We start from the raw sequence: 25,203 nt of genomic DNA on the forward strand, positions 1-25,203 counted from the left end.
GGATGGCAGTTATTTTTCCTTTCACCGCAATCGTTGGCCAGGCGCGCATGCGCCGCGCATTGATCTTAAATGCCGTTGATCCCCGCATCGGCGGTGTGTTGATTCGCGGCGAGCGCGGCACCGCCAAATCGACCGCCGCCCGCGCGCTGGCTGCTCTGCTGCCGGAAGTGAAAGTGGTGAAAGACTGCCGCTTTAACTGCGACCCCGACGAACCCTCCCGGCTGTGCACCGAATGCCAGGAACGCCTGGCAAGAGGCGAAGAGCTGCCGGTTACCTACAAACCCACTTCATTTGTCAACCTGCCTGTTTCGGCCACCGAAGACAGAGTGGTGGGAACCCTGGACATTGAAAAAGCCATCCAAAAAGGTGAGCGCCGCTTTGAACCCGGCGTACTGGCGGCGGCCAACCGCGGCCTGCTCTATATCGATGAAGTCAACCTGCTGGACGACCATGTGGTGGATATTCTGCTCGACTCGGCCGCGATGGGCATGAACATCATCGAGCGTGAAGGCATTTCCTTTGCCCACCCTTCCCGTTTTATCCTGGTCGGCACCATGAACCCCGAAGAAGGCGACCTGCGCCCGCAGCTTTTAGACCGCTTCGCCCTCTCCGTAGACATTCTGGGCATCCGCGAAACGCGCGAGCGCGTGCAGATTATGGAACGCAACTTAATGTTCGAATCCGACCCCGCCGAGTTCCGCACCATGTGGCTGCCGCGTGAAGAAGAGCTTTCCCAGCGCATTGCCAGCGCCCGCAAGTTGGTCAATCAGGTTACCCATTCCAGCCGCGACCTCATCACCATCGCCCAGCTCACCTCTTCCTTAAATGTAGACGGTCACCGCGCCGACTTGGTGATTCTCAAAACCGCTCGCGCCCAGGCCGCCTTTGACGGACGCACGGCCATCACCGAACTGGATATTGCCCTGGCCGCCGAGTTGGCCCTGCCGCATCGCATGAAGCGCGGCCCCTTCGACCATACCAGCATGTCGATGGAACAGCTTGAGGAGCGCATTGAGCAGCTCCGCGGGCAGACGGTGCAAGAGAACCAGACCCAGACAGCCGACCTTTCTGACAGCCAGGAAATGCTAAAAAAAAAGGGCATGAATTAACCACCGGCCAGGTCAGCGATTCCCTTCCCGATACCGGGCAGCCCGACCCGGCTGCCAGCCGCGATATTTTTCAAACCCAGTCTCCCATGTGGTGGGAGGGCGGGCAAAAAGTAGCCACCGGCGAGGCTTTTTCCACCCGGCGGCTCGATACCCCGCTGGACAAAATGCTGCGCCGCGGGTCTGGGCGCCGTTCCGTAACCTACACCAAGTTGAAACGCGGGCGCTATATCCAGGCCCGCCCGGCCCAGGGCAAAACCTTCGACCTGGCCTTCGACGCCACCCTGCGCGCCGCGGCACCCTTCCAAAAAGAGCGCAAACAACAGCGCGAGAAAGTGGCCTTTGCCGTGCGCCCCGGCGATTATATGAAAAAAATCCGCGTGCGCCGCGCGGCCAACCTGGTGCTCTTCCTGGTGGATGCCTCCTGGTCCATGGCCGTTACCGAGCGCATGCAGGCTACCAAAGGAGCCATCCTCTCCCTGCTCACCGACGCCTACCAGCGCCGCGACCGGGTGGGGCTGATCACCTTCCAGAAAGACCGCGCCACGCTCATTCTCGCGCCCACCAACTCGGTCAACCTGGCGCAGCGCGCTCTGGCCGACATCCCGGTCGGCGGCAAGACGCCCCTCTCATCCGGCTTAAAAATGGCCCACGATGTGCTGGAGCGCGAGAAAAACCTTCACCCCGACATTATGCCGCTTTTGATTGTGCTCACCGACGGAGCCGCCAACGTAACTATGGGCTACCTCCCGCCGCAAGAAGAAGCCTACCGCATTGCCGATCTCATCGCTGAAAAGCTAATTCATACCGTAGTGGTCAACCTGGAAAACACCACCTTCGACCAGGGCTATGCCCAGCAGCTCGCCGATCACCTGCACGGCCCCTGCTACCAGATTAGCGATTTGCGCGCGGAAACCCTGTATCTGACGGTGCGCAAGGAAATGAACCAACTTCGCGCCCCTGATGATAAAATAAAATAATCCGCCAACCCGCGCCGGGGAGGGGGAAAAAGGATCACCGCTTGCCAGCCCGGCTTTGCGATGATATGATCTCACCGGAGGTAGAAGTCTCATGTTTAACCGCGATTCGAAACGCGAGCGCACCCGCACTGTTCTGGCTATCATTATCCTGGCGACCCTGCCTTGCTATTGTCTGGGGATTCTGATGCTCGGCTCGACCCGCTCCACACGAGAACCTACCCTTACCCCCACCCTCACTGGCACAGAAACGCCCCTCCCGGCCACGGGAACCGTTACCCCCACTCTGTTCCTTTCTCCCACTCCCACCGAGACGGTTACACCCACGCCGACGTTCACATCTTCTCCCACACCCACGGAGTTTATGACCCCCACCCGCACGCCAACGGCCACCTTTACGGCCACCATCCCGCCGACTGAAACTACCGCGCCTCCGCCTACCGAAACTCCCAACCTTGAGCCGAGCGCGACGGAACAAACTTCCGAATCCCCCGGCTAATTTTGCGGCTGTTGCGGGCACTGAAAGACAAACCATGCAAGAAACAACCCGTCATCTGAAAAAGTGGATATCCCTCCCCGGACTTTCCGGGGCAGAAGCGCCTCTGCGCGAAGCCATTCAGGCCGCCTGGAAGCCGCTGACCGATGAGATCAGCGCCAGCGCGATGGGCAGCCTGCATGCCTTGAAGAAAGGCAGCGGCCCATCTCCCCGCCCCAGCATTATGGTATCCACCCACATGGACGCCATTGGCCTGATGGTCAGCGCCGTGGAACAAGAATGGCTGCGCGTTACCCAGATCGGCTGGGTAGACGCGCGCATTTTACCCGGCCAGCCGGTGTTGGTGCACGCCCAACGCGACCTGCCCGGCGTGGTTGTGCAGCCGGCCGCCCATTTGCTGCCCCCCTCTGAACAAGACGGACCGGTCTCCCTCGACCAGCTCCTGGTGGATACCGGCCTGCCCGCCGCTGAGCTGCAAGAACTGGTCAGCGTGGGCGACTTTATCTCTTTCAGCCAGCCCTGGATGGACCTGGCCGGAGAAACCCTGGCCGGTCACAGCCTCGATAACCGCGCTTCGGTCGCGGCGCTTACCCATTGTCTTGAAATCCTGCAAACCCGCGAACACGCCTGGGATGTCTGGGCAGTCGCCAGCGTGCAGGAAGAGATCGGCCATTTTGGAGCAGCCACGTCGGCCTACCAGCTGCGCCCCAGCCTGGCCATGGCCGTGGACGTTACCTTTGCCACTGGCCCCGGCACCGCGGACCCCAATACCTTCGCGTTGAAAAGCGGTCCTGCTCTGGGTTGGAGCCCGGTGCTGCATCCGGCGCTCTTCCAACGCGTGCGCGCCGCCGCCGAACGGCTGGAAATCCCTTATTCCAAAGAGATTATGACCGGATTAACGCACACCGACGCGGATGATCTTCAAGTGGCGGCGGAAGGCATTCCCACCATGCTGGTCAGCATTCCGCTGCGCTATATGCACACCCCCGTCGAAGTGGTTGCCCTGAAAGATATAGAACGCACCGGCCGCCTGCTGGCCGAGTTCATCTGCCAGCTCGATCCCAACGCGCTGGAGACCATCACCTGGGATGAATGACATGAGCCTCACCAACCCTTCCAACACAAACGTCCAGCCGTCCGCGCAGCAGATTGCGCTGCTGGAACGGCTTTCCAACGCCTGCGCCGTCTCCAGCGATGAGCATGAAGTCCGCCAGATCGTGCGCGCCGAAATCGAAGCGCACGCCGATGAAATCATTGTGGACGCGATGGGCAACCTGCTTGCCGTGCGCCGCGCCCAGGTGGAAAATCCCTTGCGCGTCATGCTGGCCGCCCACATGGATGAAGTCGGGCTGATGCTCATTCATAGCGACGGCGACGGCCTCTTTTCCTTCCAAACCATGGGCGGCATTGACCCGCGCCAACTGGTGGGCAAGCCCGTCTGGGTTGGCCGCCAGCACCACCCCGGCGTCATCGGCGCGCGCCCCTACCACCTCTCCAGCGACGAAGAAATGCGCCACAGCGTACCCATCTCGCAGTTACGCATTGATCTGGGGCCGGGCGGTTCGGAGCTGGCTCAACCCGGCGACCTGGCAGCTTTCGCCACGCGCTTCCAGCAGGCAGGCCCCAGCTTGATGGGCAAAGCCCTGGATGACCGCCTGGGGGTGGCCAGCCTGATTGAAATTTTCAAAACCGCGCCCCGCCATATTGAGCTGTGGGCGGCCTTTACCGTCCAGGAAGAGCTGGGACTGCGCGGAGCGCGTGTCGCGGCGTTTCGCATTCAGCCGCACCTCGCCATTGCCGTCGACAGCACCCCCGCCAACGACCTGCCCGCCGCGGATGGCCAGGAGAACACCCGTTACAACACCCGCCTGGGCTTTGGCCCGGCCATCTATGTCGCTGACAGAGCCACCATCTCAGACCCGCGCCTGGTGCGCCACCTGACGGAAACCGCCGCAGCGCAGGGTATTCCCTTCCAGTACCGCCAGCCGGGCGGCGGCAGCACCGACGCCGGCGCCATCCTGCGCGCCCAGAGCGGCGTGCCGGTGATCTCGGTATCGGTGCCGGGGCGCTACGCCCACACCGCCTGCCTGGTCGCTCGCGCAGCCGATTGGGGCGCGACGATGGCCTTGCTGCAGGCCAGCCTGCAAACGTTAACCACGGATATTCTCAAGGAAGAACGCAGACCATGAGCGAAGCCGACGTGATTGCCCGTTGCGACCGCGGCCCCGTTACCCGCGAATCGTTGGTACATGACCTGGCCAGCCTGGGCGTGCGCCCCGGCATGACCCTTTTAGTGCATTCTTCTCTCAGCGCGTTGGGCTGGGTGTGCGGCGGCGCGGTTGCCGTGGTGCTGGCCCTGGAAGACGCCCTCGGTGAGCAGGGCACCCTGGTGATGCCCACTCACTCCGGCGACCTCAGCGACCCGGCCGAATGGGCGCACCCGCCCGTGCCGGCCGATTGGATAGAGGTCATCCGCCAGTCCATGCCCGCCTACGACCCCACCCTCACCCCGACACGCGGCATGGGCGCCATTGTGGAAACTTTTCGCCGCCAGCCCGGTGTGCTACGCAGCGCGCACCCGCAGTTATCGTTTGCCGCGCGCGGCCCCCAGGCCGAGAAGATTACCGCCAACCACAGCCTGCACTCCAGCCTGGGCGAGCAGTCGCCCCTGGCGCGCGTCTACGAGCTGGACGGCTTTGTGCTGCTGCTGGGCGTTACGCACGAGAACAACACCTCTTTACACCTGTGCGAACACCGCGCCAACTTTCCCTCGCGCAAAATTGTGCGCCGAGGCACCCCATTGATGGTGAACGGCCAGCGCGAATGGGTCTGGTTTGAAGGCGTGGACGAAAACTCCGATGACTTTGAACAGCTCGGCGCGGACTATGAACGCGAAACCGCCAACGTAACCGTGGCGACCACCGGCTACGCCCAGGCGCGCCTGATGCGCCAGCGCCCGCTGGTTGACTATGGAGTACAATGGATGGAGAAAAACCGCCGCTAATCACCGCCCATACGTCAGGAAGAATACAGAATGAAAGAACTGCTCAAAAAACTGGTCCAAATTCCCGCCCCGTTTGGCTATGAAAGCGCCATGCGAGACGCGGTTCGTGCAGAAATTACCAACCTGGCTGATGAAATTCAGGTCGACGCGCTGGGCAACCTTATCGCGCGCAAAGGCCAGCGCGGGCCAGACGGCCTACGGGTGATGCTCTCGGCGCACATGGACGAAATTGGCATCATCGCCAGCCATGTTGACGAAAACGGCTTTGTGCGCTTTGCCCCGCTGGGCAACGTCTACGCCCACAACTGTCCTGGCGCTCGCGTGCGCTTTCTCAACGGCGCGCGCGGCCTCATCGGCAGCCCGCGCTACACCAGCAGCAGCCAGCCGCCCGCCATTCCCGACATGTTCATCGACGTTGGCGCCACCTCGCGTGAAGACTGCCCGGTTAAGGTCGGCGACCCGGCTGTGTTTGAGAATACGTTCCTTGATCTCGGCCAGCGTGTGGCCGCCAAATCACTGGACAACCGCATTAGCGTGGCCGCCCAAATTGAGATCATGCGCCGCTTATCCACCTCGCCGCACGAAATTCACTTTGTGTTTTCGGTGCAGGAAGAAGTCGGGCAAAAAGGCGCGCTGGTGGCGGCCTATCACCTGCAGCCCGAGCTGGGCATCGCCCTGGATGTAACCACCACCGGCGACACCCCCAACAGCGCGCGCATGGCCGTGGAACTGGGCAAAGGCCCGGCCATCAAAGTTAAAGATGAAGGCATGATCGCTGATCCGCGTGTGGTGCGCCTGCTGGCCGGCGCCGCCGAAAAGCTCAACATTCCCACCCAGCGCGAGATCTTGCTCAACGGCACTACCGACGCCCGCTGGATGCAGGCGCAGCGCGCTGGCGCGCCAGCCGGCACCCTTTCCATCCCCTGCCGCTACGTCCACTCGCCTTCCGAGATGGTCGACCTGGGCGACGTGGAACATGCCGTCAACCTGATGGTTCACCTGCTCTCCGCGCCGGTTCACCTGTATTAACCGCTCGGCGGCAATCCGCCGGAGTTAAACGCATGAAAGCCTCAAAATCATCCCTTTCTCAACGGATTTTTCCACTGGCTGCCAGCCTGGTCATCACCAGCCTCCTTCTGGCAGGCTGCGGCAATCTCAATTTGCCCGGGCTGCTGCGCACCGTGATCCCTCCCACCCAAACCGCGCCCAACAGCCCGCTCCAGGCAACCGTGTCAATCCCCGTAGACGAGACCGCCACCCTTCCTGCCCCCACCGCCACTCCCAGCGGGCCGCAAACCCTTACTATCTGGGTTCCGCCGCAGTTCGACCCGCAGAGCGGCACACCCGCCGGGCAGCAGTTTCAGGCGCGCATCAACCAGTTCATGAATGAAAACCCGGGCGTCATCATTGAAACGCGCATCAAAGCCGCCGCTGGCTCCGGCAGCCTGCTTGAATCGCTGACCCTGGCCAACGCTGCCGCCACGCCAGAGAGCCTGCCCGCCCTGGTCGCCTTACCCCGCTCGGATATGGAAGTCGCGGCCTTGAAGGGTTTGATCTTCCCCATGGACGACTACACCTCGGTAATTGACCAGAGCGATTGGTTCGATTACGCCCGCCAGTTGGCATTACTGCAGGGCGCCACCTACGGCATTCCCTTCGCCGGCGACGCCATGCTGCTGCTCTACCGCCCGGCGCGGGTGGGCGCATCCCCACTCAACTGGAAAGAAATCCTCAGCCGCGGGCAGCCGCTGGCCTTCCCTGCCGCCGACCCACAGTCTCTGCTCACCCTGCTGCTCTATCTCTCCGCGGGCGGGCAGATCGTCGACTCGCAGGGCCGGCCAACCCTTTCCGCCGAAACCCTCACCAGCGTACTCGAATTGTACGCCGAAGGCGCTGCCCAGGGCACGTTTCCAAACATGATCGCGGATGTGCAGTCCGATGCGCAGGCCTGGCAGTTCTACCGGGACAAATCGGCCAACATGGTCATCACCTGGTCTTCGCGCTACTTAAGCGAGCTGCCAGTCGACACCTCCGCGGTTGCCATCACCGCCTTGGACGACAAAGACTACACCCTTGCCACCGGCTGGATGTGGGCGCTTTCCGACCCTCTGCCCGAACGGCGCGCCATGAGCGTTAAACTGGCTGAATACCTTACCGAAAGCGAATACCTGGCCCAGTGGTCGCCCGTCTCCGGCCAACTGCCGGTGCGCCCCAGCGGGCTGAACGCCATCACCAACCAGTCGCTGCGTTCCCTGCTCGGACAGGTGATCCAATCCTCCAACGTGCGCCCCACCAACGATCTGATCACTGGCGTGGGCCCCCTGCTGCAAGAATCCACCCTGGCGATGATTGAACGCCTGAATGACCCTGCCCAGGCGGCCGCAACCGTCGCGGAGCGGTTGAACTCCCCCTGATAGGAGACGTAGGTATGCCCAACCCCAGGAAACCTTCCCAAACCCGCTCTTCCCACCGCCCGGCCGGGGTTACCCGCCAGGCGCTGGCCATTTTGGGGTTGCTGATCTTGCTCACCGCACTGGCCTGGACCAGCCCTTTCCAGACCCAACCCACCCCAGCCCCGGCCAACACCACCGCCCTGGCCGCCACACCCGATGGAACCCTGACCCCTTCAGTCACCCCCCTGCCCGAAGAATGGCTGCAGAGCTACCGCAACACCAACGAAGTCGTCCTGGTGGGTGTGCTGCTGGTTCTCATTGTCGTCATCGGCACCTTTGGCGCCATCTGGCGCGCCAACCGCAAGCGCCCGGCTCACTAATTTCGTTTTTTCCGTCAACATTTATTATTTGTCCATAAAAATTCTCCCAACCGGCCAGCAACTTATCGCCGGTATTTTCGTATATTGGATATAGGCTACAAAGAAATCGTTTTTTTATACCAAGGAGATGTTGTATGAGTACGTTTTGGAAATCGACCGGGCTGCGTATCAGCCTGGCTCTGATGCTGGTGGCGGTTCTCTTCGCCGGGATCGCCGCCCCCGTTCAGGCGGCCGACATCGACAATGACGGCTATGTTGGCCCCAACGAAGTCATTGATGATGATCTGATCATCAGCGGCGAAAAAGTGGTCATCGAAGGCACCGTTAATGGTCTTTTGATCGCAACCGGCGCTACGGTTACCATCAAAGGCCAGATCAATGGCGACGCCATCCTGCTCGGCAGCACGGTGGAAGTAACTGAAGAAGCCGTCATCACCGGCAATGTCTTCAGCGGCGCTTCGCAGGTCAAAGTCAACGGACAGGTCGGCGGCAGTGTGGCGATGGGCAGCCAGGTGATCTACATGGAAGGCGCGCAGGTGGGCAGAAATGTGTATTTTGGCACCTACAGCTTTCAGGATGACGCCCGCACCAGCATCGCGCGCGGCGTCTACGGCGGCGCGTACCAGATTATCCTCAACGGCACAGTGGACCGCGACGTGAACCTGAGCGCGGCCGCCCTGGAGTTGGGTGGCAAAGTCAACGGCAACGCCGTACTAGACGTGGAAGCTCCCGGCAGCGGCGAAGAAATGCCGTTCTCGCCGTTCATGTTCATGCCCCAGCAGTACGGCGTAGTAATCCCCCCCACCATGAAGCCCGGCCTGCGCATTTCTGACAGCGCCGAAATTGGCGGGCAATTAGTCTACACCAGCCCGGTGGAACAGGCCGAGGCCATTGAAACCGCCCTGCAAGGCGGCGTGGTCTACCAGACTCCCGTTCCGGCCGAAACCAGCGCGGACGGTAAAACGGCGCTGAAGCCGGCCGAACCCGAACGCGGCACCTTTGGCTTCTTTGCTTCGCGCGTGTTGAAATGGTTCTGGAAGCTGCTCCGCGACCTCATCACCCTGCTTCTGTTGGGCGGCTTATGCGTCTGGCTGATCCCCGCGCTATACCAGAAGACCGTTGAAGCCGTCAAGGCAAAACCCGGCCCGGCCGCGGGCACTGGCGCGCTGGTCTACCTGGGCGGGCATGTGGGCGCGTTTGTTGTCTTCTTCCTGATCCTGATCGCGGGCCTGCTCTTCTCGGTGCTCACCCTGACCGGAATCTCTTCCACCATCTTTGGCATGGGTTTTTCCGCGCTGGCGCTGGCGTTTGCCGCTTTCCGCCTGCTGGTGGTCTACGGCAGCAAGCTGGTCATTGCCTACCTGGCGGGTGAATGGGTATTAAGCAAGATCGCCCCGCAGGCGCGCAACAAAGCCGTCTGGTCCATGGTGATCGGCGTTGTCATCTACATCATCCTGCGCTCCATCCCGATCTTCGGCTGGCTGTTTGGCCTGGTGGTTACCATCTTCGGCCTGGGTGGAATGTGGCTGGTGTTCCAAAACTGGCGCAACCCCGCCGCCGCACCCGCCGTCGAACCGGCTCCTGTGGTCGAGACGCCGGCCGAATAACCATCCATCCTTTCTGGTCATCCAAAACACCGGTCCGCGGGCATCCCCGGACCGGTGTTTATTTGCTGCCAGCGTCAGGTTCGGCAAGAAAACGGCTTGCAACAGCCCCACGAAAACCTGATAAACTTCTTCGCCGCGCGGCCAATTCCCTGCTATAATTTATGAAGCAAATTAATTACAGGCAGGGACACGGCTATGCGGCGAGAAGCGCTCGGTTGGGAAGATGTAGACAAGCTCATCGATCACCTGATTCCCCAATTTGAAATCGAATTTGAAGCCATGGTCATGATCACCCGCGGCGGGATCATCCCGGGCGGTCTGTTGGCAGAAGCCCTTAATCTGACCACTCTGTTCACCGCCGCGGTAGACTTTCCGGCGGAGATGGAACTGGAAAAGAAGAGTGAAAGCGCCCGTCTCCTGGCCTGGCCCAAATTCATCCAATTTCCTGAAAGCGACCTGCTGCGCGGGCGCAAAACCCTGGTGGTAGACGATGTTTGGGGTTCCGGGCGCACCATCACCGCCGTAAAAAACCGCATTGCCGCCATGGGCAGCCTGCCCTACACCTGCGTGCTGCATTTCAACCCCTATCGCAACCTGTTTGGCACCGCCCGCCCCGATTATTACGCGGCCGTTACCGACGCGCATATCATCTACCCGTGGGAGATCAAACGCGGGTTTGAAGGCGCATTCCTTAAAGGGTATGTGGAAGAATAAAATCAGCGGATATGGCCGGGCAAATCACAGCCCGGCTTTTATTTGTTAATCCCCCAGCAGCACATCCAGGTAGGCGCGCGCCATCTTGCGCGCGTCGAACAGTGCCTCAGCCCGCCGCCGGGCAGCCGCGCGATAGCCCGCCTGGTCATCCAGCACCCGCAGGCACAGATCAGCCAGGCGCGCCGTGTCGGGTGGCTCCAGCCGCCAGGCATTCCCTCCATAGGCTGCCAGCTCTCCAGCCCCGTCCTGTACCAGTTCGGGCAGCGCGCCGGTCGCGTAGCCCACAACCGGCAGCCCGCAGGCCAGCGCCTCAATTACCGAGTTGGGACAGCCGGCATTCAGCTCCGCGCTGAACAGCAGGTGCGCCGAGCGATCCAGAGCGGGAATATCTTCTCTCGCCACCACACCCGCCCAGGTGATCATCTCACCGGCCTCTGTCGTCCAGCGCTGGCGCAGCGCGTCTGGAACTTTACCGGCCACGATCAACTCCACCGGCCTTTGCGCGCGCGCCTGCACCGCCTGCGCCAGCCGCACCGCGTTTTCCAGGTAAACCGCGTTGGTATCGCCCAAATCCCCTTCCACAACCAGCAGCCGCGCGCGATCGAGCGCGGGCAGCTCGCCAGGCAATGGGCGGTACACATCCAATTGGGTGGCGTTATAGATGACATACCCCGGCGCCGAAACCTCACCGTAAAAATCCGCCCACATCTGCCGCACGAATTGGCTTTGGTAAACCACCCGGTCGGCCAGGTAACGGCGAATGAATGCCAGCAGCCAGTTGTTACGCTCGGCGCGCAGCGTATGCCCCAGACTGGACGGCCTCACCCGGTGAACCCAATTCAACTGCGCCAGGCGCTGCACCACCCGCACGCCGCGCCGCCGCGCCTGCCAGATGAAATCCAGGCGGCGCGTGCCCCCGCTTAACAGCAGCGCGTCGCAGGCCGCCCGCGGATCGTGGTGAACGGTTACGCCTTCTTCCGCCAGTGCCGTTTTCAACCGCGCCTGAAAAGCCGCCGGGCCGCCGGAACCTTGAATGGGGGGGTAAATGCAAATTTGGGTCATGTTTTTCTCTGTGGCTTGCGTTTCATTTTAACACGATCTGGCACGGCGATTGGCAAATGCTGGGCAAGCCCGGCTCATCCCCACGGCTTTTACCCGCCTGCCGGGCAAAAACATGCGCCCACATTCAGCAAAGTGATCTTATTTTCGGTTGGTTTTGGGTTTGTGAAGATTTTGGGCCTGCCCCGCCTTGCTTGCTTCCATCATATCAACGTGATAAACTCTTAACGTGCCCAGAAACGTACTCATTGCCACCCCCCATGCCGACATAGCCAATTCACTGCGTCTTGGGCTGGAGGTCAGTGATCGTTACCAGCCACATATTGCCCAATCGGGCAGCGAAGCGGTGGCGCGGTTGAAGGCAGATGAGATCGATCTGGTCATTCTTGACGGCGACATGACCGAAGAACTGCTCACCGCTGCCTGGAACCATCTTTTCCCTGAGAACAGCGGTCCCCGGCTGGTTGTGGTTGGGCGCGGGGGGAGAAAAACCCCCGACGTGTTGGAAAACCTGCACCCCGCCTGCTTCTTCCATTACCCGGTGTACCTCCCCGAATTTCTGGATTATCTGGACGACCTTCTCATCATGAAACCTACCTCACCTCAATTTTCTACCGAGAGCAACCAGCCCCTGCCCGGCGCCTCCCTGCCCTGGCTGGGCAACTATGAAGCCGCCAGCAGCCATTTGCAGCAGCAGTTCTTCGCCACCTCCGCAGACGCGGCGCTCATCTATCTCTCCGGCATCATTTGCGCCCTGGCGGGCAGCCTGGAAAAAAGCGCTGCCTTGCAGGTAGCCAAGATTCTGCTGGCGCATTGGGATGAAACCAATCCATCCGATCTGGCGCGCTACATCACCATCGGAGAAGACCGCCAGGAATACTTCCTCTACGCCACGCTGCTCAGCGGCAGCAGCGTGCTCTGCTGCCTGTTCGCCCCCGATCTATCGCTCAGCCAGTGCCGGGCGCACACCCACCAGCTGCGCCGCGGTCTGCTGGAAACCTCACCCGCCCTGCCCGAAGAGCCCCCCGCCGAAGCAGCGCAGCCCAGCGGGATAGAATCCCTGCCAGACAGCGAATTTCTCGCCTTCGCACCGGAAGAGCATGCCGATTCCCTGCAAAGCCCCGCGCCGCTGGAGCAAGACGACCTTTTCCGCATGGAAGAAGAATCTGGGCCGCTCACCCTGAGCGAGCTTTTCCAATCCACGCCGTTGCAAGAGACGGCCGAAGCAGCGCCAGACAACGGCATGGAGATCGACTTGAAATCCCTGCTGGAAGAAATGCCCTCCCCCGACCCCGATCAGCCGCTTGAAGCCGTCCCAGACACCTGGGAAGAAATTGGCTTGGTTTTCCCCTGGGAAACCGAAACGAAAACCGAACCACCAAGCATGCAAGAATCCGCGCCTGGAGAGGCGCCTTCCGTTGAGCCGCCTGCTGTTGAAAGCGAAATCAGCGAAGAAGACTCCGTTTTCGCCCAACTGCTGGCCCAAGCGGAAGTGAACATCACCGGCGATGATGAATGGGTGCCGCCGCTGGAAGACGAGCTGGATGAGCCTTCCCTCGAATCCGTCCCGACCCTGGACGGCACCGTAGAGCCTGCCGTGGAAGCGGAAAATGGCTTCTGGCAACAAGACACCCAACCAGTTCGCGTCTCACCGCCGCCCTCCCAAGAGGACTTGCCCGCCAGCGAAAGCGATCATCCCGCCGCGCCGGAGGTTTCGCCCCTCCAGCGTCTGCGGCGCGTCGTCGCCGATGAAGACGGCCTGGAAGACACCCGCCCCGTGCGCGTGCGCCCAGCGGAAGAACAACCAACCGCGGAAACCACACTGCGCTTCCCCTGGGAAGCTGAACCTCCTTCCGCTGCCGCGCCGCTGCAAGCGCCTTTTCTTCAACAAGATGAGCAAAGCACCCCTGCTTTTGACCTGAACAGCTTTCGCGAAGAAAATGATGACCTGATCCTGTATGAAGACGATGACGGCCTCTTTACCATTGTGCTGGCCCCCCAGAATGAGCGCCACACCCTCACCGGGCAGTTGGCTGAAAAAATGCACGAATGGTTTGAGGAGGTTTGCGACGCCCACCAATGGGAACTGCGCAGCATCAGCGTGCAGCCATCTTATGTGCTGATGACCATCCTGGCCCAGCCGACCATGACCAGCGCCTTCGTCATCAACACCCTGCGCACCCACACCACGCGCCGCTTGTTCAACAACCATCCCAATGTAAAGAAAGAGCTGCGCTCGGATGATTTTTGGGCGCCCAGCCACTTGGTTTATAATGGAGAGCATCCCATCGAGTTTGTTGAATTAATGGAATTTGTGGACAAAGCCCAGCACGACCAGAACAACTGGTTTGACTCATCCATCTAACCCTTGAGACAAAACGTATGCCGCCTATCTTATACTTGATCGATGGACACGCGCTGGCTTACCGCGCCTATTTTGCCCTCAGCGCTGCCGGCGGAGACCGCTTTCGCACGTCGAAAGGCGAACCCACTGCCGGAACGTATGGTTTTTGCAGCGTGCTGATTAGCATTCTTGAAAAAGAAAAACCAGAGTATCTGGCTGTTGCTTTTGATACCGGCAAGACCTTCCGCGATGACATCTTTGCCGACTATAAAGGCACACGCGAGAAAATGCCCGATGATCTGCGCCCGCAGATTGAGCGCATCCGCGAAGTGGTCGACTCCTTCGACATTCCCCGCCTGGAAAAAGAGGGCTTTGAAGCCGACGACGTGCTGGGCAGCATTGCCAGCCAGGCCGTTCAGCAGGGCTTTGGCGTCAAAATCATCACCGGCGACCGCGACCTGTTGCAGCTCGTTACCGAGCGGGTCATCGTCAACCTGCCTGGTAAATCACTGGCCGAGGCGCGCGACTACACCGCCAGAGATGTGGTCGAGTACCTGGGCGTGCGCCCCGATCAGGTGGTCGATTACAAAGCCCTGGCCGGAGACACCTCCGACAACATCCCCGGTGTGCCGGGCATTGGCGTTAAAACCGCCGTCTCGCTGCTGGAACAATACCCCCACCTCGACGACATCTACGCCCATCTCGAAGAAATTCCCACCCGCTACCGCACCAAGCTGGAAGCCGGGCGTGATTCGGCTTACCTCTCTTACCAGCTCGCCAAAATCCGCACCGATGTAGACCTGGTGCTGCGCCTGGAAGACGCGCGCGTGCACACCATGCAAGTATCCAAAGTGGAAGCCATCTTCCGCGAGCTGGAGTTTAAGACCCTCACCGCGCGCCTGCGCGACATGGCCAAAACCCTCAACATCCCCGCGCAGGGGCAGCAGCTCACACTATTCTCCACCCCCATCACGCAGATCGGCAGCCCGCCCGCCTACCAGCCCACCGTGCGCCTGGCCAACGATGAGGCCAGCCTGCGGGCGCTGGTTGAAGAGCTGGCGGCCGCCCCGCGCATCGCCTTCGACACCGAAACCACCTCCACCGACCCCATGCGCGCCGACCTGGTGGGCATTTCCATCGCCACCCGCGCTGGAGAAGGCTGGTACATTCCGGTGGGGCATCGCGGCCAACAGCCGCAACTGTCCCTGGCGCAGGTCATTGAGGCGCTGCGTCCCGCCTTCAGCGACCCTGCTAAAGAGAAAATCGGCCACAACATCAAATACGACTGCATCATGCTGGAAAATGCCGGTCTGCCGGTAACCCCCTGCTCGTTTGACACGATGATCGCCGAATGGCTGGTCAACCCCGAGTCGCGCGCGCTGGGACTGAAAGACATGGCCGAAATCTACCTCGGCATTCAAATGACCCATATTGACGAGCTGATCGGCAAATGCAAGAACCAGATCACCATGGACCAGGTCGCCATCGAGCAGGCCGCGCCCTACGCCGTGGCCGACGCCGAAGTTACCTTCCAACTGCGCGATCTGCTGGCCGAAAAGCTGCAGAAAAAAGGCGCAGCGCGCCTGATGAGCGAAATGGAAATGCCGCTGGTGCCGGTGTTGACCGGCATGGAACGCACCGGCATCCTGCTCAACGCCCAGGCCTACCAGCGCATGTCCGGCGAATTGAGCCAGCAAATGGCCTCCCTCGAAGAGCGTGTCTACCAGGGCGTGGGTTACGCTTTCAACCTCAACTCCACCCAGCAGCTCTCCAAAGCTCTGTTTGAAACCCTTAAATTGCAGCCGCCCGACCGCCGCAAGAAGACCGCCAGCGGGCATTATTCCACCGCGGCCGGTGTGCTGGAAGAAATGAGCCACCTGCACCCGGTGATTGATTGGGTGCTGGAATATCGCGAGCTGGCCAAACTCAAGTCCACCTATATCGACGCCCTGCCGGGGCAAATCAACCCGCGCACCGGGCGCGTGCACACCTCCTATAACCAGACTGGTTCGGTGACCGGCCGCCTGGCCTCTTCCGAACCCAATTTGCAGAACATCCCCACCCGCACCGAGCTGGGCCGCCAGGTGCGCAGCGGATTTGTCGCCGCGCCGGGCTGCCAGCTTCTGGCCGTTGACTATTCGCAAATTGAGCTGCGTATTGTGGCCCACATGTCCAACGATGAAGACATGCTGGCCGCCTTTCGCGCCGGGCAGGATATTCACGCCGCCACCGCGGCCGCTATTTACAATGTGCCGCTGGATGCGGTCAATAAAGACATGCGCCGTCACGCCAAGGCCATCAACTTCGGCCTGATCTACGGCATGAGCGCCTTTGGCCTCACCCGCACCACCGACCTGACCCTGGCTGAAGCTGAAGACTTCGTATCCGCCTACTTCAACCACTTTTCGGGCGTCAAAACCTACCTCGACGGCATCCGCCGCAGCGCCGCGCGCGAAGGATACGTGGAAACGCTGCTGGGCAGGCGGCGCTACTTCCCCAACTTAAGCAGCCAGACCAACGTCAACCTGCGCAACCGTGAAGAGCGCGAAGCCATCAACGCCCCCATTCAAGGCACCGCCGCAGACATCATCAAACTGGCCATGATCCAACTGGCGGAGGCGCTCAAAACCAGCGGTCTCAAGGCGCGCCTGCTGCTTCAGGTACACGACGAGTTAATCCTCGAAGTGCCGCAAGCCGAACTGCCGCAGACCGCCGCCCTGGTGCAGCAAGTAATGGAAAACGCCTACCCGCTTTCCATTCCGCTGGCCACCGAAGCCAAAGTCGGCGCCGATTGGGGCAACCTCACGCCTTATACACCTTCCGAGCGGGGTAAATAGCCATGACTGAGAATCAACAAACCTTCCAACAAGCCATGAATCAAGGTCACTCGGCAGCCTGGGATCAGCAGTGGGAACAGGCGGCCAGCCACTACCAGCGCGCGCTGGAGGAATTTCCCAAACATCCCATGGCGCTGACCAGCATGGGGTTGGCGCTCTTCGAGCTTCAGCAGTACGATCGCGCTCTGGAATATTACCAGCTTGCCGCGCAGGTAACCCCCAACGACCCGGTTCCGTTTGAAAAAATCGCGCGCATTTTTGAGCGCACTGGCCGCCTCTCAGAAGCCATCAAAAGCTCGCTCCAGGCCGCCGAACTGCACCTCAAAACCCACGGGGTCGAAAAAGCCATCGAAAACTGGCAGCAGGTCATCAAGCTCAACCCCGGCAATCAAACCGCCCGCACCCGGCTGGCAATGGTGTTTGAACGCATGGGGCGCAAAGCCGAAGCGGTCAGCGAGTACCTGGCGCTGGCCAGCCTGCTGCAGCACAGCGGCCTGCGCGATAAAGCCATGCAGGTCGTGGAGCATACCCTCAACCTGGCCCCAGAAAGCATTGACGCCCGCTCGGCCAAATCGCTGCTGCTGAACAACCAGCCCCTGCCCAAACCCCTGCGCCCCAGGGGCGGCACAGGCCCGGTGAGCATGGCCAGCGTCAAACAGCTCAGTTCATCCAGAAGCGATGAAGAAGGCAAACAACCTCAGCTCGACCCGGTCGCCGAAGCCCGCTCCACCGCGTTGGTCACTCTGGCCGCGCTGTTGTTTGAAAAAGCCGAAGAAGAAAGCCAGATGCAGGAAGCCGAAAAACGCGGACTGGGCAGTCTGAACGGAGGGCGCAAGCTCTCGGCCGCCGACCACACCCGCATGCTGCTGCATCTGAGCCAGGCGATCGAATCGCAAACCCACGGCGACAACGCCCAGGCCATCTCAGAGCTGGAACACGCCGTGGAAATCGGCCTGAAAGACCCAGCCGCCACCTTTGACCTGGGGCTGCTCTACATGGAAAGCGACACGCGCAAAGCCCTGCGCTTTTTGCAGACCGCCGTGCGGCGGCCTGAATATGCGCTGGCCTCCAGCCTGCTGATTGGCCAGGCCTACCGCAAATTGGGCAGCAGCAAAGAGGCCGCCAGCGCTTACCTTCAGGCGCTCAGCTATGCCGACGCCAGCACCATGCCAGCCAAGCAGGGCGAAGAACTGCGCCAGCTCTACGAGCCAATGATCGAGTTTCAGACCCGCGAAACAGACGCCGCCAAGCTGGAGGCGTTGTGTGCCAATGTCTCCAACCATCTGCTGCGCCCCGATTGGCGCGAACACATCAAGAACGTGCGCCAGCAAATGCCCGAAGCGGAAGCCGGCGCGCTGGTGCCGGTTGCCGAAGTGATTCTGGAAACCGGCGGCGGGCAGGTGGTCGACGCTTTGGCACAGGTGCGCCAGCTCACCAACAATGGCATGTTCCGAACTGCCATGGACGAAGCCTTCCGCGCCCTGGCCGACGCCCCCACCTACCTGCCCCTGCACGTGCAGATCGCCAAGATTCTGCTGCGCGAGGGTGAAACCCGCCTGGCCGTGGAGAAGTTCATGCTGGTCTCGCGCCTGTACAGCCTGCGCGGCGAAAACGGACAGGCCATTCAATTGATGAAAAACGTGGTGCGCGCCGTGCCTATGGATATCCCCATCCGCAGCTATTTCATCGACCTGCTCACGGAACAGGGAGAGCAGGAAGAAGCCATCACGCAATACATGGAACTGGCCAACGTCTACTACCAACAGGCCGAGCTGGATATGGCGCGCAAGCATTACGCCTCGGCGCTGCGCCTCTCCCAGCAAATGCAGGGCGTGCGCGGTCTCACGGTGCAAATCCTCTTCAAATTGGCCGATATCGACCAACAGCGCCTCGACTGGCGCCAGGCGATGCGCATCTTTGAGCAAATCTGCACCCTCGAACCCCAAGACGTGGAAGCGCGCGCCAAATTAGTCAACCTGAAGATGATGCTTGGCAACGAACCCGCCGCGCTCACCGAAGTGGACCAATTTGTTGAAATGCTGCAAAGCGCCGGCAAGCACACCGAAGCCATCGCCTTTTTGGAAGCGGTAACCAGCGAGCACCCCGCCAGCATGGAGCTTTCCCTGCGGCACGCAGACGCCCTGGCACAGCATGGCCAAACCGAAAAGGCCATCGAACTGCTCGACGGCCTGGCCGACCAGCTACTCACCCGCGGCAACCGGGGGGGCGCTATATCCGTCTTGCAAAAAATCGTCCGGCTCAACCCGCCCAACGCGGCGGCCTACCGCAAAGCGATTCAACAGCTCGAAAGTCAGAGCTAACCAGGCACGCTCGGGTTTATAATCAAACGGGGAAGATACTCATCCGGTGGCGGTCACCAGGCAAAGACCATGATAAACGAAGCCGCGCTGGCGCAAGCCGCAAAAGATGGCGATCTCAACGCGTTCAACCGCCTTATTCTGGAATACCAGGATATGGCCTATAACGTTGCCTATCGCCTGCTCAGCGACCCCGATGGCGCGTCCGACGCCTTGCAAGAGGCGGTCATCTCGGCTTACCGCAGCTTGCAGCAGTACCGCGGCGGCTCGTTCAAAGCCTGGCTGCTGCGCATGGTGACCAACAAATGTTATGACGAACTGCGCCGCCGCAAGCGCCGACCCACCGTTCCCCTTGAGCCTTTCGACCCGGAGAGCGAAGAAGAACTGGAAAACCCATCCTGGCTGGCGGACGAAAGCCCTTCGACGGAAGAGCAAATTGAAGAAATGGACCTGGAGAAAGCCGTTCAGGACTGCATCAACCACCTTCCAGATGAATTTCGCGCGGTCGTTGTATTGGTCGACCTGCAAGCCATGGATTATCAGGAAGCGTCTGACGCGATTGGCAAGCCGCTCGGCACCATCAAGAGCCGTCTGGCGCGCGCGCGCTTAAAACTGCGCGACTGCCTGCAGCGCTTTGGGGAACTTCTGCCTTCCATGTTTCGTCTAGAAGAAGAGGAAACACGATGAAGGAGATCTTGACGATTCAAGACGGACTGAGTCTGTCTGCGTACCTGGATGACCAGCTTGCCCCGCATGAAAAGCAAGCCCTGGAATCCCGCCTGCAGAAAGACCCGGCCTTGCGGGCAGAGCTGGAGAGCTTGCGCCGCACGCGCGCCCTGCTGCGCGCGGTGTCGCAGCGCAAAGCTCCACGCAGTTTTGCCCTCAGCCCCGAACAGGCCCGCCAGGCCGCGCGCCGCAAGTCCTTCTGGTTTCCCGCGCTCAGCTTTTCTTCCGCCATCTCCGCCCTGCTGCTCATCCTCACCCTGCTGACGCGCTTCTCGCCTGCCGCCAATCTGCGCATGCTGACGGCTGCCGAAGCGCCGCAAGCCGAAATGCTGGCCGCTGAACCGGCTGCCGAAATGGCCGAAGCGCCCGCCGCGCCCGATGCCCTGCCAACCAGCGCCCCGGTCATCATCATCTGGGGCGATTCCAACCTCATTCCCGGCCAGGTCATCGCGAATGGACGCGGCGGCGGCAGCGATACCCCCTACGGCGGCGGGGGTGCTCCCTTCACCGGCGGGGGCGCGCCCGATACCATGATGGCGCCCGAAGCGCCTGCCGCAGAAGTCCCCGCGTTCAAAGGCGGCGAAGAAGAGAGCAGCTTAATGCCCATGCCAACCTCCGCCCCAATGCTTGAAGCGCCGGCGCCAGCCGAAAGCCTGCCCCAGGCCGAATCCGCGGCTGGAGAGACCGAACCGCTCAACCCCATCCTGGGCATAGCCCCCAGCGACAAGCAGGGCGAAATCGCTAGTGAGACAGCCGCAGACGCCAGCGCCGAGAGCGCCGACACCCTGGCAAAAGAATCCCACACCCCTTCTGTGCTGGCCCTGCCCATCGCCCTGGCCCTTCTGGCAGCCGGCAGCGCGCTGGCCGCCTTCGCCTTGCGCCGCAAAGGCATCATCTAATCCCATTCGAAAACCCACCAATTTTGAATGAGGTTCTCTTGTAGGGCGGCGTTGTATGGCCGCTGCACCCTGGAGAAGAACCCGAACCCCAATCTTATGTTTTTGGGTGTCTACGCCCGTTTCTTCGGGCGGACAGCCGTCCGCCCACACTAAAGAATGGGATTCCCTTGTGAAAACCCGCCACCTTCTTTCACCTGCCTTACCCCCTGTCAATTTCAGCGGAACTTGGTTCCCAACCTTGCCGCTTATGTTAGAATAAAAGAAGTGGTACTTTTGTTCTGATAACCGTTCACAGGCGAATAACCTTGGCAAAAACCCGATCATCGAAATCAACCCCCTCCAAATCCACGGCCAGCCGCGCCCGAAAACCATCCACACGCGCGCAGGCCAAACCCTCCGCACGCCCGGTGTCTTCTGCCGGGCGGGTGCTGCTTGGCTCGCTGCGTAATATCCCCCGCGAGCGGCGGCTGGACATTCTTGGCATCATCCTGGCCTTGCTGGGGCTGGTCACCTTCTTATCGCTGGTCTCCGCCGAGCGCAGCGCGGTCACCAGCGGGTGGATTAACGCCCTGGCCTGGGTGTTTGGCTGGGGCATTTATATTCTGCCGCTGGTGCTGGTCATCTACGGCTTGTGGCTGGTCTTTCGCAACATCGAGCGCCTGCCAGCCTTCAGCGCCGGCAAATTCACCGGCAGCCTGCTGCTGCTCTTCAACCTGCTGGCCTGGCTGCACCTCGCCTCCGGCGGCGGCTGGGACGCGGCCCGCGCCGGAAAAGGCGGCGGCCATCTAGGCGCGGTCTTCGAGCGCCTGCTGGTGGTGGGGCTGGGCAAACCGGCGGCGATTGTGGCCATGCTCGCCTGGCTGTTGATCAGCCTGGCACTGACCTTCAACCTCTCCATCCCTGAGTTATTCAAGAGCCTGCGCCCGCTGTTCAATTCTCTGGCAGAGAGCATCAGCCGCTTCCTCACCCCACCCGAAGAAACACCGGCCGCCGCGCCGCGCGTCTCTACCCCACCAACAACAGCTCCCGCCGGGCGCTTCAAACCCTTGCGCGCCAGCGATCCGGTCCCCGCCCAGCAGCCCTCATTGGAGAGCGCGCCGCTGGCCTCCGGTACCAACCCGGCCAACCCGCCCATCGCATCCGCCGCCGGCGAAGGCGCGCCAGCTGCCCACGCCGCGCTGGAAGCGCCCGCTCAGGAAGTGCGCGCCACCATTCCGCAGAACTGGGTGCTGCCCAAAGCCGAAGACATCCTCGACCCGCCCTCCCCCGAAGCCATGCAAGAGACCGCCGAGGGCGAGCGCGGCAAACTCATCGAAGACACCCTCACCTCCTTTGGCGCGCCGGCGCACGTGGTCGAAATCAAGCGCGGCCCGGCCATCACCCTTTACGGCGTGGAACCCGACTATGTGGAAACGCGCGCCGGGCGCACCCGCGTGCGGGTGAGCAAAATCGTCAACTTGGCCGATGACCTGGCCCTGGCGCTGGCTGCCTCGCGCATCCGCATTCAGGCGCCGGTGCCCGGCCACAGCTATGTGGGCATCGAAGTGCCCAACGAAGAGACTTCGCGCGTCTCACTGCTCTCCATTTTACAAAGCAAAGCATTTCATAAAATTAAAACGTCCCTGGGATTCTCGCTGGGCAAAGACGTGGCCGGCATCCCCGTCGCCGCGGATCTGTCATCCATGCCGCATCTGCTCATCGCGGGTACCACGGGTTCGGGTAAATCGGTGTGCGTCAATTCCATTTTGTGCGCGCTGCTGTTGAACAACACCCCGCTGGACCTGCGCCTGGTGCTGGTCGACCCCAAACGGGTAGAGCTGACCGGCTATAACGGCATTCCGCACCTGCTGGCGCCGGTCATCACCGACGCCGACCGCGTGGTGGGCGCGCTGCAGTGGATGCTGCGCGAAATGGACAGCCGCTACCACAAGTTCTCCAAGCTGGGCGTACGCAACATCATCGAATTCAACGCGCGGCAGACCGGCGAGCATCTGCCCTATATTGTGGTGATCATCGATGAATTGGCCGACCTGATGATGCTCGCCCCCGACGAAACCGAGCGCTGCATCACCCGCCTGGCACAGTTGGCGCGCGCCACCGGTATTCACCTGATTTTAGCCACGCAGCGCCCCTCGGTGAACGTGGTTACCGGCCTGATCAAAGCCAACTTCCCAGCGCGCATCGCTTTCGCCGTCGCTTCGGGGATCGACAGCCGCGTGATCCTCGACCAGCCCGGCGCGGAACGCCTGCTGGGGCGCGGCGACATGCTCTTCCAGGCCCCCGACGCCTCGGCCCCGGCGCGTCTGCAGGGCGTGTACGTCTCTGACAGCGAAATTCGCCGCCTGGTTGATTACTGGCGCGCGGCCGCCTACGAGATGCAAACCACCTACGTCTCTTCGCACCCCGACACACCCATCGACAGCCTGCCGCCCGGCGTGCCGCTCAAGCAGGACGCGCTGTTTGAGGAGATGAAACCGCAAGAAGAAGGCGACCCGCTGCTCAATGAAGCCATTGACCTGGTGCGCCGCCAGGGGCGCGCCTCGATCACCATGCTGCAGCGCCGCATGCGCATCGGCTACACCCGCGCCGCCCGCCTGATCGACAAAATGGAAGAGATGGGCGTGGTCAGCGCCACCCTGCCACACACCCAGGTGCGCGAAGTGCTCGATTACGGCGACATGGCCCCGCCGGAAGACGATGGATATTAAAATGATTGAACGGCTGCCCGCGCGGGCAGCCGCTTTTATTTCCTCTGAGATTTTTGGAGTGAAATGCGGTGGGCAGAGCGGCTGGTTCACTCCCCCGGTTCCATTTCGCCCAGCGCGTACATCAGCAGCGCCGTGCAGGTGATGGCAGCCGTCTCCATGCGCAGAATGCGCCGCCCCAGGCTGAACGGTTGAAAGCCGCAAGCGGCCGCGGCAGTTACTTCGGCAGGCTCAAAGCCGCCCTCCGGGCCAATCAACACCCGCCCGCGCGCGTACCCATCTCCGCTGGCGCGCAGCACATCCGCCAGCGAACGCGCCTCTTCCGCCTCCCAGGCAATCAGCTTCAGCGAAGGGACTGGTCCCTCGCTGGCGGCCAGCGCCGAAAACAGCATCGGCTGGCTGACACCAGGCACGCGCCCGCGGCGCGACTGTTCGGCCGCTTCCTTCACAATTCGCCGCCAGCGCTCCAGCTTTTTCTCGGCGTCTTTGCCATCTTGCTGCAGGCTGCGCGCGCAGATCACCGGCACAAAGTGGACCGCGCCCAGCTCGGTGCATTTTTGCAGCATCCACTCAAACTTCTCGCGCTGGGTAAGCGCCAGCAGCAAAGTCAGCGCAAAGCGCGGCTCGCCGCGCGCCGCCGTCTCCCGAACAATTGAACCGCTGGCCTCGCGGCTGGAAAGCGATTCAAGGCGCACTTCCGCCTCGCGCCCCTGGCCGTCGAGGGCCACCACCAACTGGCCGGGTTTCAGGCGCAACACGCGGTGCATCTGGAAGGCGGTTTCTTCGGTGAAGAAAACCGTTCCGGCAGAAAAGTTCTGGGGGGGCAGAAAAAAGCGGTGCACGCGGCTACTCCTCCGCGTCCGCGGCGCGCCCACCGCGCGTGGAAACACCCTCAATCACAACCGTGTACTCGCCTTTCGGCTCTTCGGTTTCATACTGCTTCACCAGCTCGCTCAGGCTGCCGCGGTCTACCCGCTCAAAGAGCTTGGTCAGGTCATTCGCCACTGCCGCGCGCCGGTCGCCGTAGACTTCGAGCGCGTCTTGCAAAAAGGCCTTCAGTCGGTAGGGGCTTTCGTAAAAGATCAGGGTGTGGGGCGCGTCCGCGTCAACCGCGAAGAAGCGCTTGCGCGGGCCGGGCTTGCGCGGGGGAAAACCGCGAAAGGTAAAGCTGTGCACCGGCAGCCCCGAAAGGCTGAGCGCTGCCACCACCGCGGTCGGGCCGGGCACGGCGGTGATTTTGATCCCTGCCTCCAGCGCGCTGCGCACCAGCGTAAAGCCGGGATCAGAGACGGAAGGGCTGCCCGCCTCGGTAACCAGAGCCACCTCTTTCCCTTCGTTCAGGGCAGCCATAATGCGCGGCAAGTTGCGCTGCTCGTTGCCCTCAAAGAAAGAGACCTGCGGCTTCTTAATCTCAAAGTGCTTGAGCATGATGCCCGTTTTGCGCGTGTCTTCGCTCACCACCAGGTCCACGGTTTTAAGGACTTCCAGCGCGCGCAAAGTGATATCGCCAAGATTGCCGATTGGGGTTGCGACAAGATACAGCATGGTTTTAATTCCCCATTATGGATAAAATATAGTTGAACGATTTGACTGGAGTATATCACGTCTTCACAGGGTTCGGCCGGCAAGCGGGGTGGC

General features: G+C 61.5%; 20 protein-coding genes. 17 read left to right on the forward strand and 3 right to left on the reverse strand.

Annotated features, from left to right (window positions below; genetic code table 11):
- Nucleotides 1-2 precede the first annotated feature (2 nt).
- The 11 genes from ADN00_RS19700 to ADN00_RS04945 all read left to right on the forward strand — a co-directional run bounded on the left by ADN00_RS19700 (nucleotide 3) and on the right by ADN00_RS04945 (nucleotide 10,677).
- Entirely contained in the window at nucleotides 3-1,109 is a 1,107-nt protein-coding gene (locus ADN00_RS19700; RefSeq protein ID WP_152966259.1) for an ATP-binding protein, read from the forward strand.
- 86 nt (nucleotides 1,110-1,195) lie between these two features.
- Complete coding sequence (locus tag ADN00_RS19705) at nucleotides 1,196-2,086, forward strand: vWA domain-containing protein (protein ID WP_201781144.1); 891 nt, start codon at nucleotides 1,196-1,198, stop codon at nucleotides 2,084-2,086.
- 91 nt (nucleotides 2,087-2,177) lie between these two features.
- Entirely contained in the window at nucleotides 2,178-2,582 is a 405-nt protein-coding gene (locus tag ADN00_RS19965; RefSeq protein ID WP_160317464.1) for a hypothetical protein, read from the forward strand.
- A 34-nt stretch (nucleotides 2,583-2,616) separates the two neighbouring features.
- Nucleotides 2,617-3,675, forward strand: a complete 1,059-nt coding sequence (locus ADN00_RS04910; RefSeq protein ID WP_075061827.1) for a M20/M25/M40 family metallo-hydrolase — start codon at nucleotides 2,617-2,619, stop codon at nucleotides 3,673-3,675.
- Nucleotides 3,668-4,768, forward strand: a complete 1,101-nt coding sequence (locus ADN00_RS04915; protein ID WP_082389891.1) for a M42 family metallopeptidase — start codon at nucleotides 3,668-3,670, stop codon at nucleotides 4,766-4,768. The genes ADN00_RS04910 and ADN00_RS04915 overlap by 8 nt, the downstream gene beginning before the upstream one ends.
- Entirely contained in the window at nucleotides 4,765-5,583 is an 819-nt protein-coding gene (locus ADN00_RS04920) for an aminoglycoside N(3)-acetyltransferase (RefSeq protein ID WP_075061828.1), read from the forward strand. Before ADN00_RS04915 ends, ADN00_RS04920 begins: the two co-directional genes overlap by 4 nt.
- 30 nt (nucleotides 5,584-5,613) lie before the next feature.
- The gene (locus ADN00_RS04925; protein ID WP_075061829.1) at nucleotides 5,614-6,612 is read left to right on the forward strand and encodes a M42 family metallopeptidase; all 999 of its coding nucleotides are present in this window, start codon (nucleotides 5,614-5,616) and stop codon (nucleotides 6,610-6,612) included.
- Nucleotides 6,613-6,644: 32 nt separating this feature from the next.
- Nucleotides 6,645-7,997 (forward strand): ABC transporter substrate-binding protein, encoded by a 1,353-nt coding sequence (locus tag ADN00_RS04930; protein WP_075061830.1) that lies wholly within the window; start codon nucleotides 6,645-6,647, stop codon nucleotides 7,995-7,997.
- Nucleotides 7,998-8,011: 14 nt separating this feature from the next.
- Nucleotides 8,012-8,356: a hypothetical protein gene (locus tag ADN00_RS04935; protein WP_075061831.1), complete on the forward strand. Its 345-nt coding sequence runs from the start codon at nucleotides 8,012-8,014 to the stop codon at nucleotides 8,354-8,356.
- A gap of 134 nt (nucleotides 8,357-8,490) precedes the next feature.
- A complete protein-coding gene (locus ADN00_RS04940) occupies nucleotides 8,491-9,963 on the forward strand; it encodes a bactofilin family protein (RefSeq protein WP_075061832.1) in 1,473 nt (490 codons plus the stop codon).
- Between the two features lie 195 nt (nucleotides 9,964-10,158).
- Nucleotides 10,159-10,677 carry a phosphoribosyltransferase gene (locus ADN00_RS04945; protein WP_075061833.1) on the forward strand — a complete coding sequence of 173 codons (519 nt, stop codon included), beginning with the start codon at nucleotides 10,159-10,161 and terminating at the stop codon, nucleotides 10,675-10,677.
- Nucleotides 10,678-10,722: 45 nt separating this feature from the next.
- Here the strand turns inward: ADN00_RS04945 and ADN00_RS04950 are convergent, their stop codons facing one another.
- Entirely contained in the window at nucleotides 10,723-11,739 is a 1,017-nt protein-coding gene (locus ADN00_RS04950) for a glycosyltransferase family 4 protein (RefSeq protein WP_075061834.1), read from the reverse strand.
- A gap of 226 nt (nucleotides 11,740-11,965) precedes the next feature.
- Here ADN00_RS04950 and tnpA point away from each other — a divergent pair, with 226 nt between their 5' ends.
- The 6 genes from tnpA (at nucleotide 11,966) to ADN00_RS04985 (ending at nucleotide 23,568) form a co-directional block, all read left to right on the forward strand.
- Entirely contained in the window at nucleotides 11,966-14,101 is a 2,136-nt protein-coding gene (gene tnpA, locus ADN00_RS04960; protein ID WP_075061836.1) for an IS200/IS605 family transposase, read from the forward strand.
- A 17-nt stretch (nucleotides 14,102-14,118) separates the two neighbouring features.
- A complete protein-coding gene (gene polA, locus ADN00_RS04965; RefSeq protein ID WP_075061837.1) occupies nucleotides 14,119-16,917 on the forward strand; it encodes a DNA polymerase I in 2,799 nt (932 codons plus the stop codon).
- 2 nt (nucleotides 16,918-16,919) lie between these two features.
- Nucleotides 16,920-19,238 carry a tetratricopeptide repeat protein gene (locus tag ADN00_RS04970; RefSeq protein WP_075061838.1) on the forward strand — a complete coding sequence of 773 codons (2,319 nt, stop codon included), beginning with the start codon at nucleotides 16,920-16,922 and terminating at the stop codon, nucleotides 19,236-19,238.
- A 69-nt stretch (nucleotides 19,239-19,307) separates the two neighbouring features.
- Nucleotides 19,308-19,922 carry an RNA polymerase sigma factor gene (locus ADN00_RS04975; RefSeq protein WP_075061839.1) on the forward strand — a complete coding sequence of 205 codons (615 nt, stop codon included), beginning with the start codon at nucleotides 19,308-19,310 and terminating at the stop codon, nucleotides 19,920-19,922.
- Complete coding sequence (locus tag ADN00_RS04980; RefSeq protein WP_075061840.1) at nucleotides 19,919-20,860, forward strand: anti-sigma factor family protein; 942 nt, start codon at nucleotides 19,919-19,921, stop codon at nucleotides 20,858-20,860. Before ADN00_RS04975 ends, ADN00_RS04980 begins: the two co-directional genes overlap by 4 nt.
- A gap of 305 nt (nucleotides 20,861-21,165) precedes the next feature.
- Nucleotides 21,166-23,568 carry an FtsK/SpoIIIE family DNA translocase gene (locus ADN00_RS04985; RefSeq protein ID WP_082389892.1) on the forward strand — a complete coding sequence of 801 codons (2,403 nt, stop codon included), beginning with the start codon at nucleotides 21,166-21,168 and terminating at the stop codon, nucleotides 23,566-23,568.
- An 86-nt stretch (nucleotides 23,569-23,654) separates the two neighbouring features.
- On the opposite strand, the gene ADN00_RS04990 is transcribed toward ADN00_RS04985, so the two are convergent.
- Entirely contained in the window at nucleotides 23,655-24,407 is a 753-nt protein-coding gene (locus tag ADN00_RS04990) for an RsmE family RNA methyltransferase (RefSeq protein WP_075061842.1), read from the reverse strand.
- 4 nt (nucleotides 24,408-24,411) lie between these two features.
- Nucleotides 24,412-25,110, reverse strand: a complete 699-nt coding sequence (gene rsmI, locus ADN00_RS04995; protein ID WP_075061843.1) for a 16S rRNA (cytidine(1402)-2'-O)-methyltransferase — start codon at nucleotides 25,108-25,110, stop codon at nucleotides 24,412-24,414.
- Nucleotides 25,111-25,203: the final 93 nt, after the last annotated feature.

Source organism: Ornatilinea apprima, from assembly GCF_001306115.1.
Taxonomy (GTDB): Bacteria; Chloroflexota; Anaerolineae; order Anaerolineales; family Anaerolineaceae; genus Ornatilinea; species Ornatilinea apprima.

What these genes read in the sequence shown, in the direction of transcription:
- ADN00_RS04970 (WP_075061838.1), top strand. Translation starts at nt 16,920, where the DNA reads ATGACTGAGAATCAACAAACCTTCCAACAAGCCATGAATCAAGGTCAC.
- rsmI (WP_075061843.1), bottom strand. Translation starts at nt 25,110, where the DNA reads ATGCTGTATCTTGTCGCAACCCCAATCGGCAATCTTGGCGATATCACT.
- ADN00_RS04950 (WP_075061834.1), bottom strand. Translation starts at nt 11,739, where the DNA reads ATGACCCAAATTTGCATTTACCCCCCCATTCAAGGTTCCGGCGGCCCG.
- ADN00_RS04980 (WP_075061840.1), top strand. Translation starts at nt 19,919, where the DNA reads ATGAAGGAGATCTTGACGATTCAAGACGGACTGAGTCTGTCTGCGTAC.
- ADN00_RS04975 (WP_075061839.1), top strand. Translation starts at nt 19,308, where the DNA reads ATGATAAACGAAGCCGCGCTGGCGCAAGCCGCAAAAGATGGCGATCTC.
- ADN00_RS04910 (WP_075061827.1), top strand. Translation starts at nt 2,617, where the DNA reads ATGCAAGAAACAACCCGTCATCTGAAAAAGTGGATATCCCTCCCCGGA.
- polA (WP_075061837.1), top strand. Translation starts at nt 14,119, where the DNA reads ATGCCGCCTATCTTATACTTGATCGATGGACACGCGCTGGCTTACCGC.
- ADN00_RS19700 (WP_152966259.1), top strand. Translation starts at nt 3, where the DNA reads ATGGCAGTTATTTTTCCTTTCACCGCAATCGTTGGCCAGGCGCGCATG.
- ADN00_RS04920 (WP_075061828.1), top strand. Translation starts at nt 4,765, where the DNA reads ATGAGCGAAGCCGACGTGATTGCCCGTTGCGACCGCGGCCCCGTTACC.
- ADN00_RS04925 (WP_075061829.1), top strand. Translation starts at nt 5,614, where the DNA reads ATGAAAGAACTGCTCAAAAAACTGGTCCAAATTCCCGCCCCGTTTGGC.
- ADN00_RS19965 (WP_160317464.1), top strand. Translation starts at nt 2,178, where the DNA reads ATGTTTAACCGCGATTCGAAACGCGAGCGCACCCGCACTGTTCTGGCT.
- ADN00_RS04945 (WP_075061833.1), top strand. Translation starts at nt 10,159, where the DNA reads ATGCGGCGAGAAGCGCTCGGTTGGGAAGATGTAGACAAGCTCATCGAT.
- ADN00_RS04940 (WP_075061832.1), top strand. Translation starts at nt 8,491, where the DNA reads ATGAGTACGTTTTGGAAATCGACCGGGCTGCGTATCAGCCTGGCTCTG.
- ADN00_RS04935 (WP_075061831.1), top strand. Translation starts at nt 8,012, where the DNA reads ATGCCCAACCCCAGGAAACCTTCCCAAACCCGCTCTTCCCACCGCCCG.
- ADN00_RS04915 (WP_082389891.1), top strand. Translation starts at nt 3,668, where the DNA reads ATGAATGACATGAGCCTCACCAACCCTTCCAACACAAACGTCCAGCCG.
- ADN00_RS04930 (WP_075061830.1), top strand. Translation starts at nt 6,645, where the DNA reads ATGAAAGCCTCAAAATCATCCCTTTCTCAACGGATTTTTCCACTGGCT.
- ADN00_RS19705 (WP_201781144.1), top strand. Translation starts at nt 1,196, where the DNA reads ATGTGGTGGGAGGGCGGGCAAAAAGTAGCCACCGGCGAGGCTTTTTCC.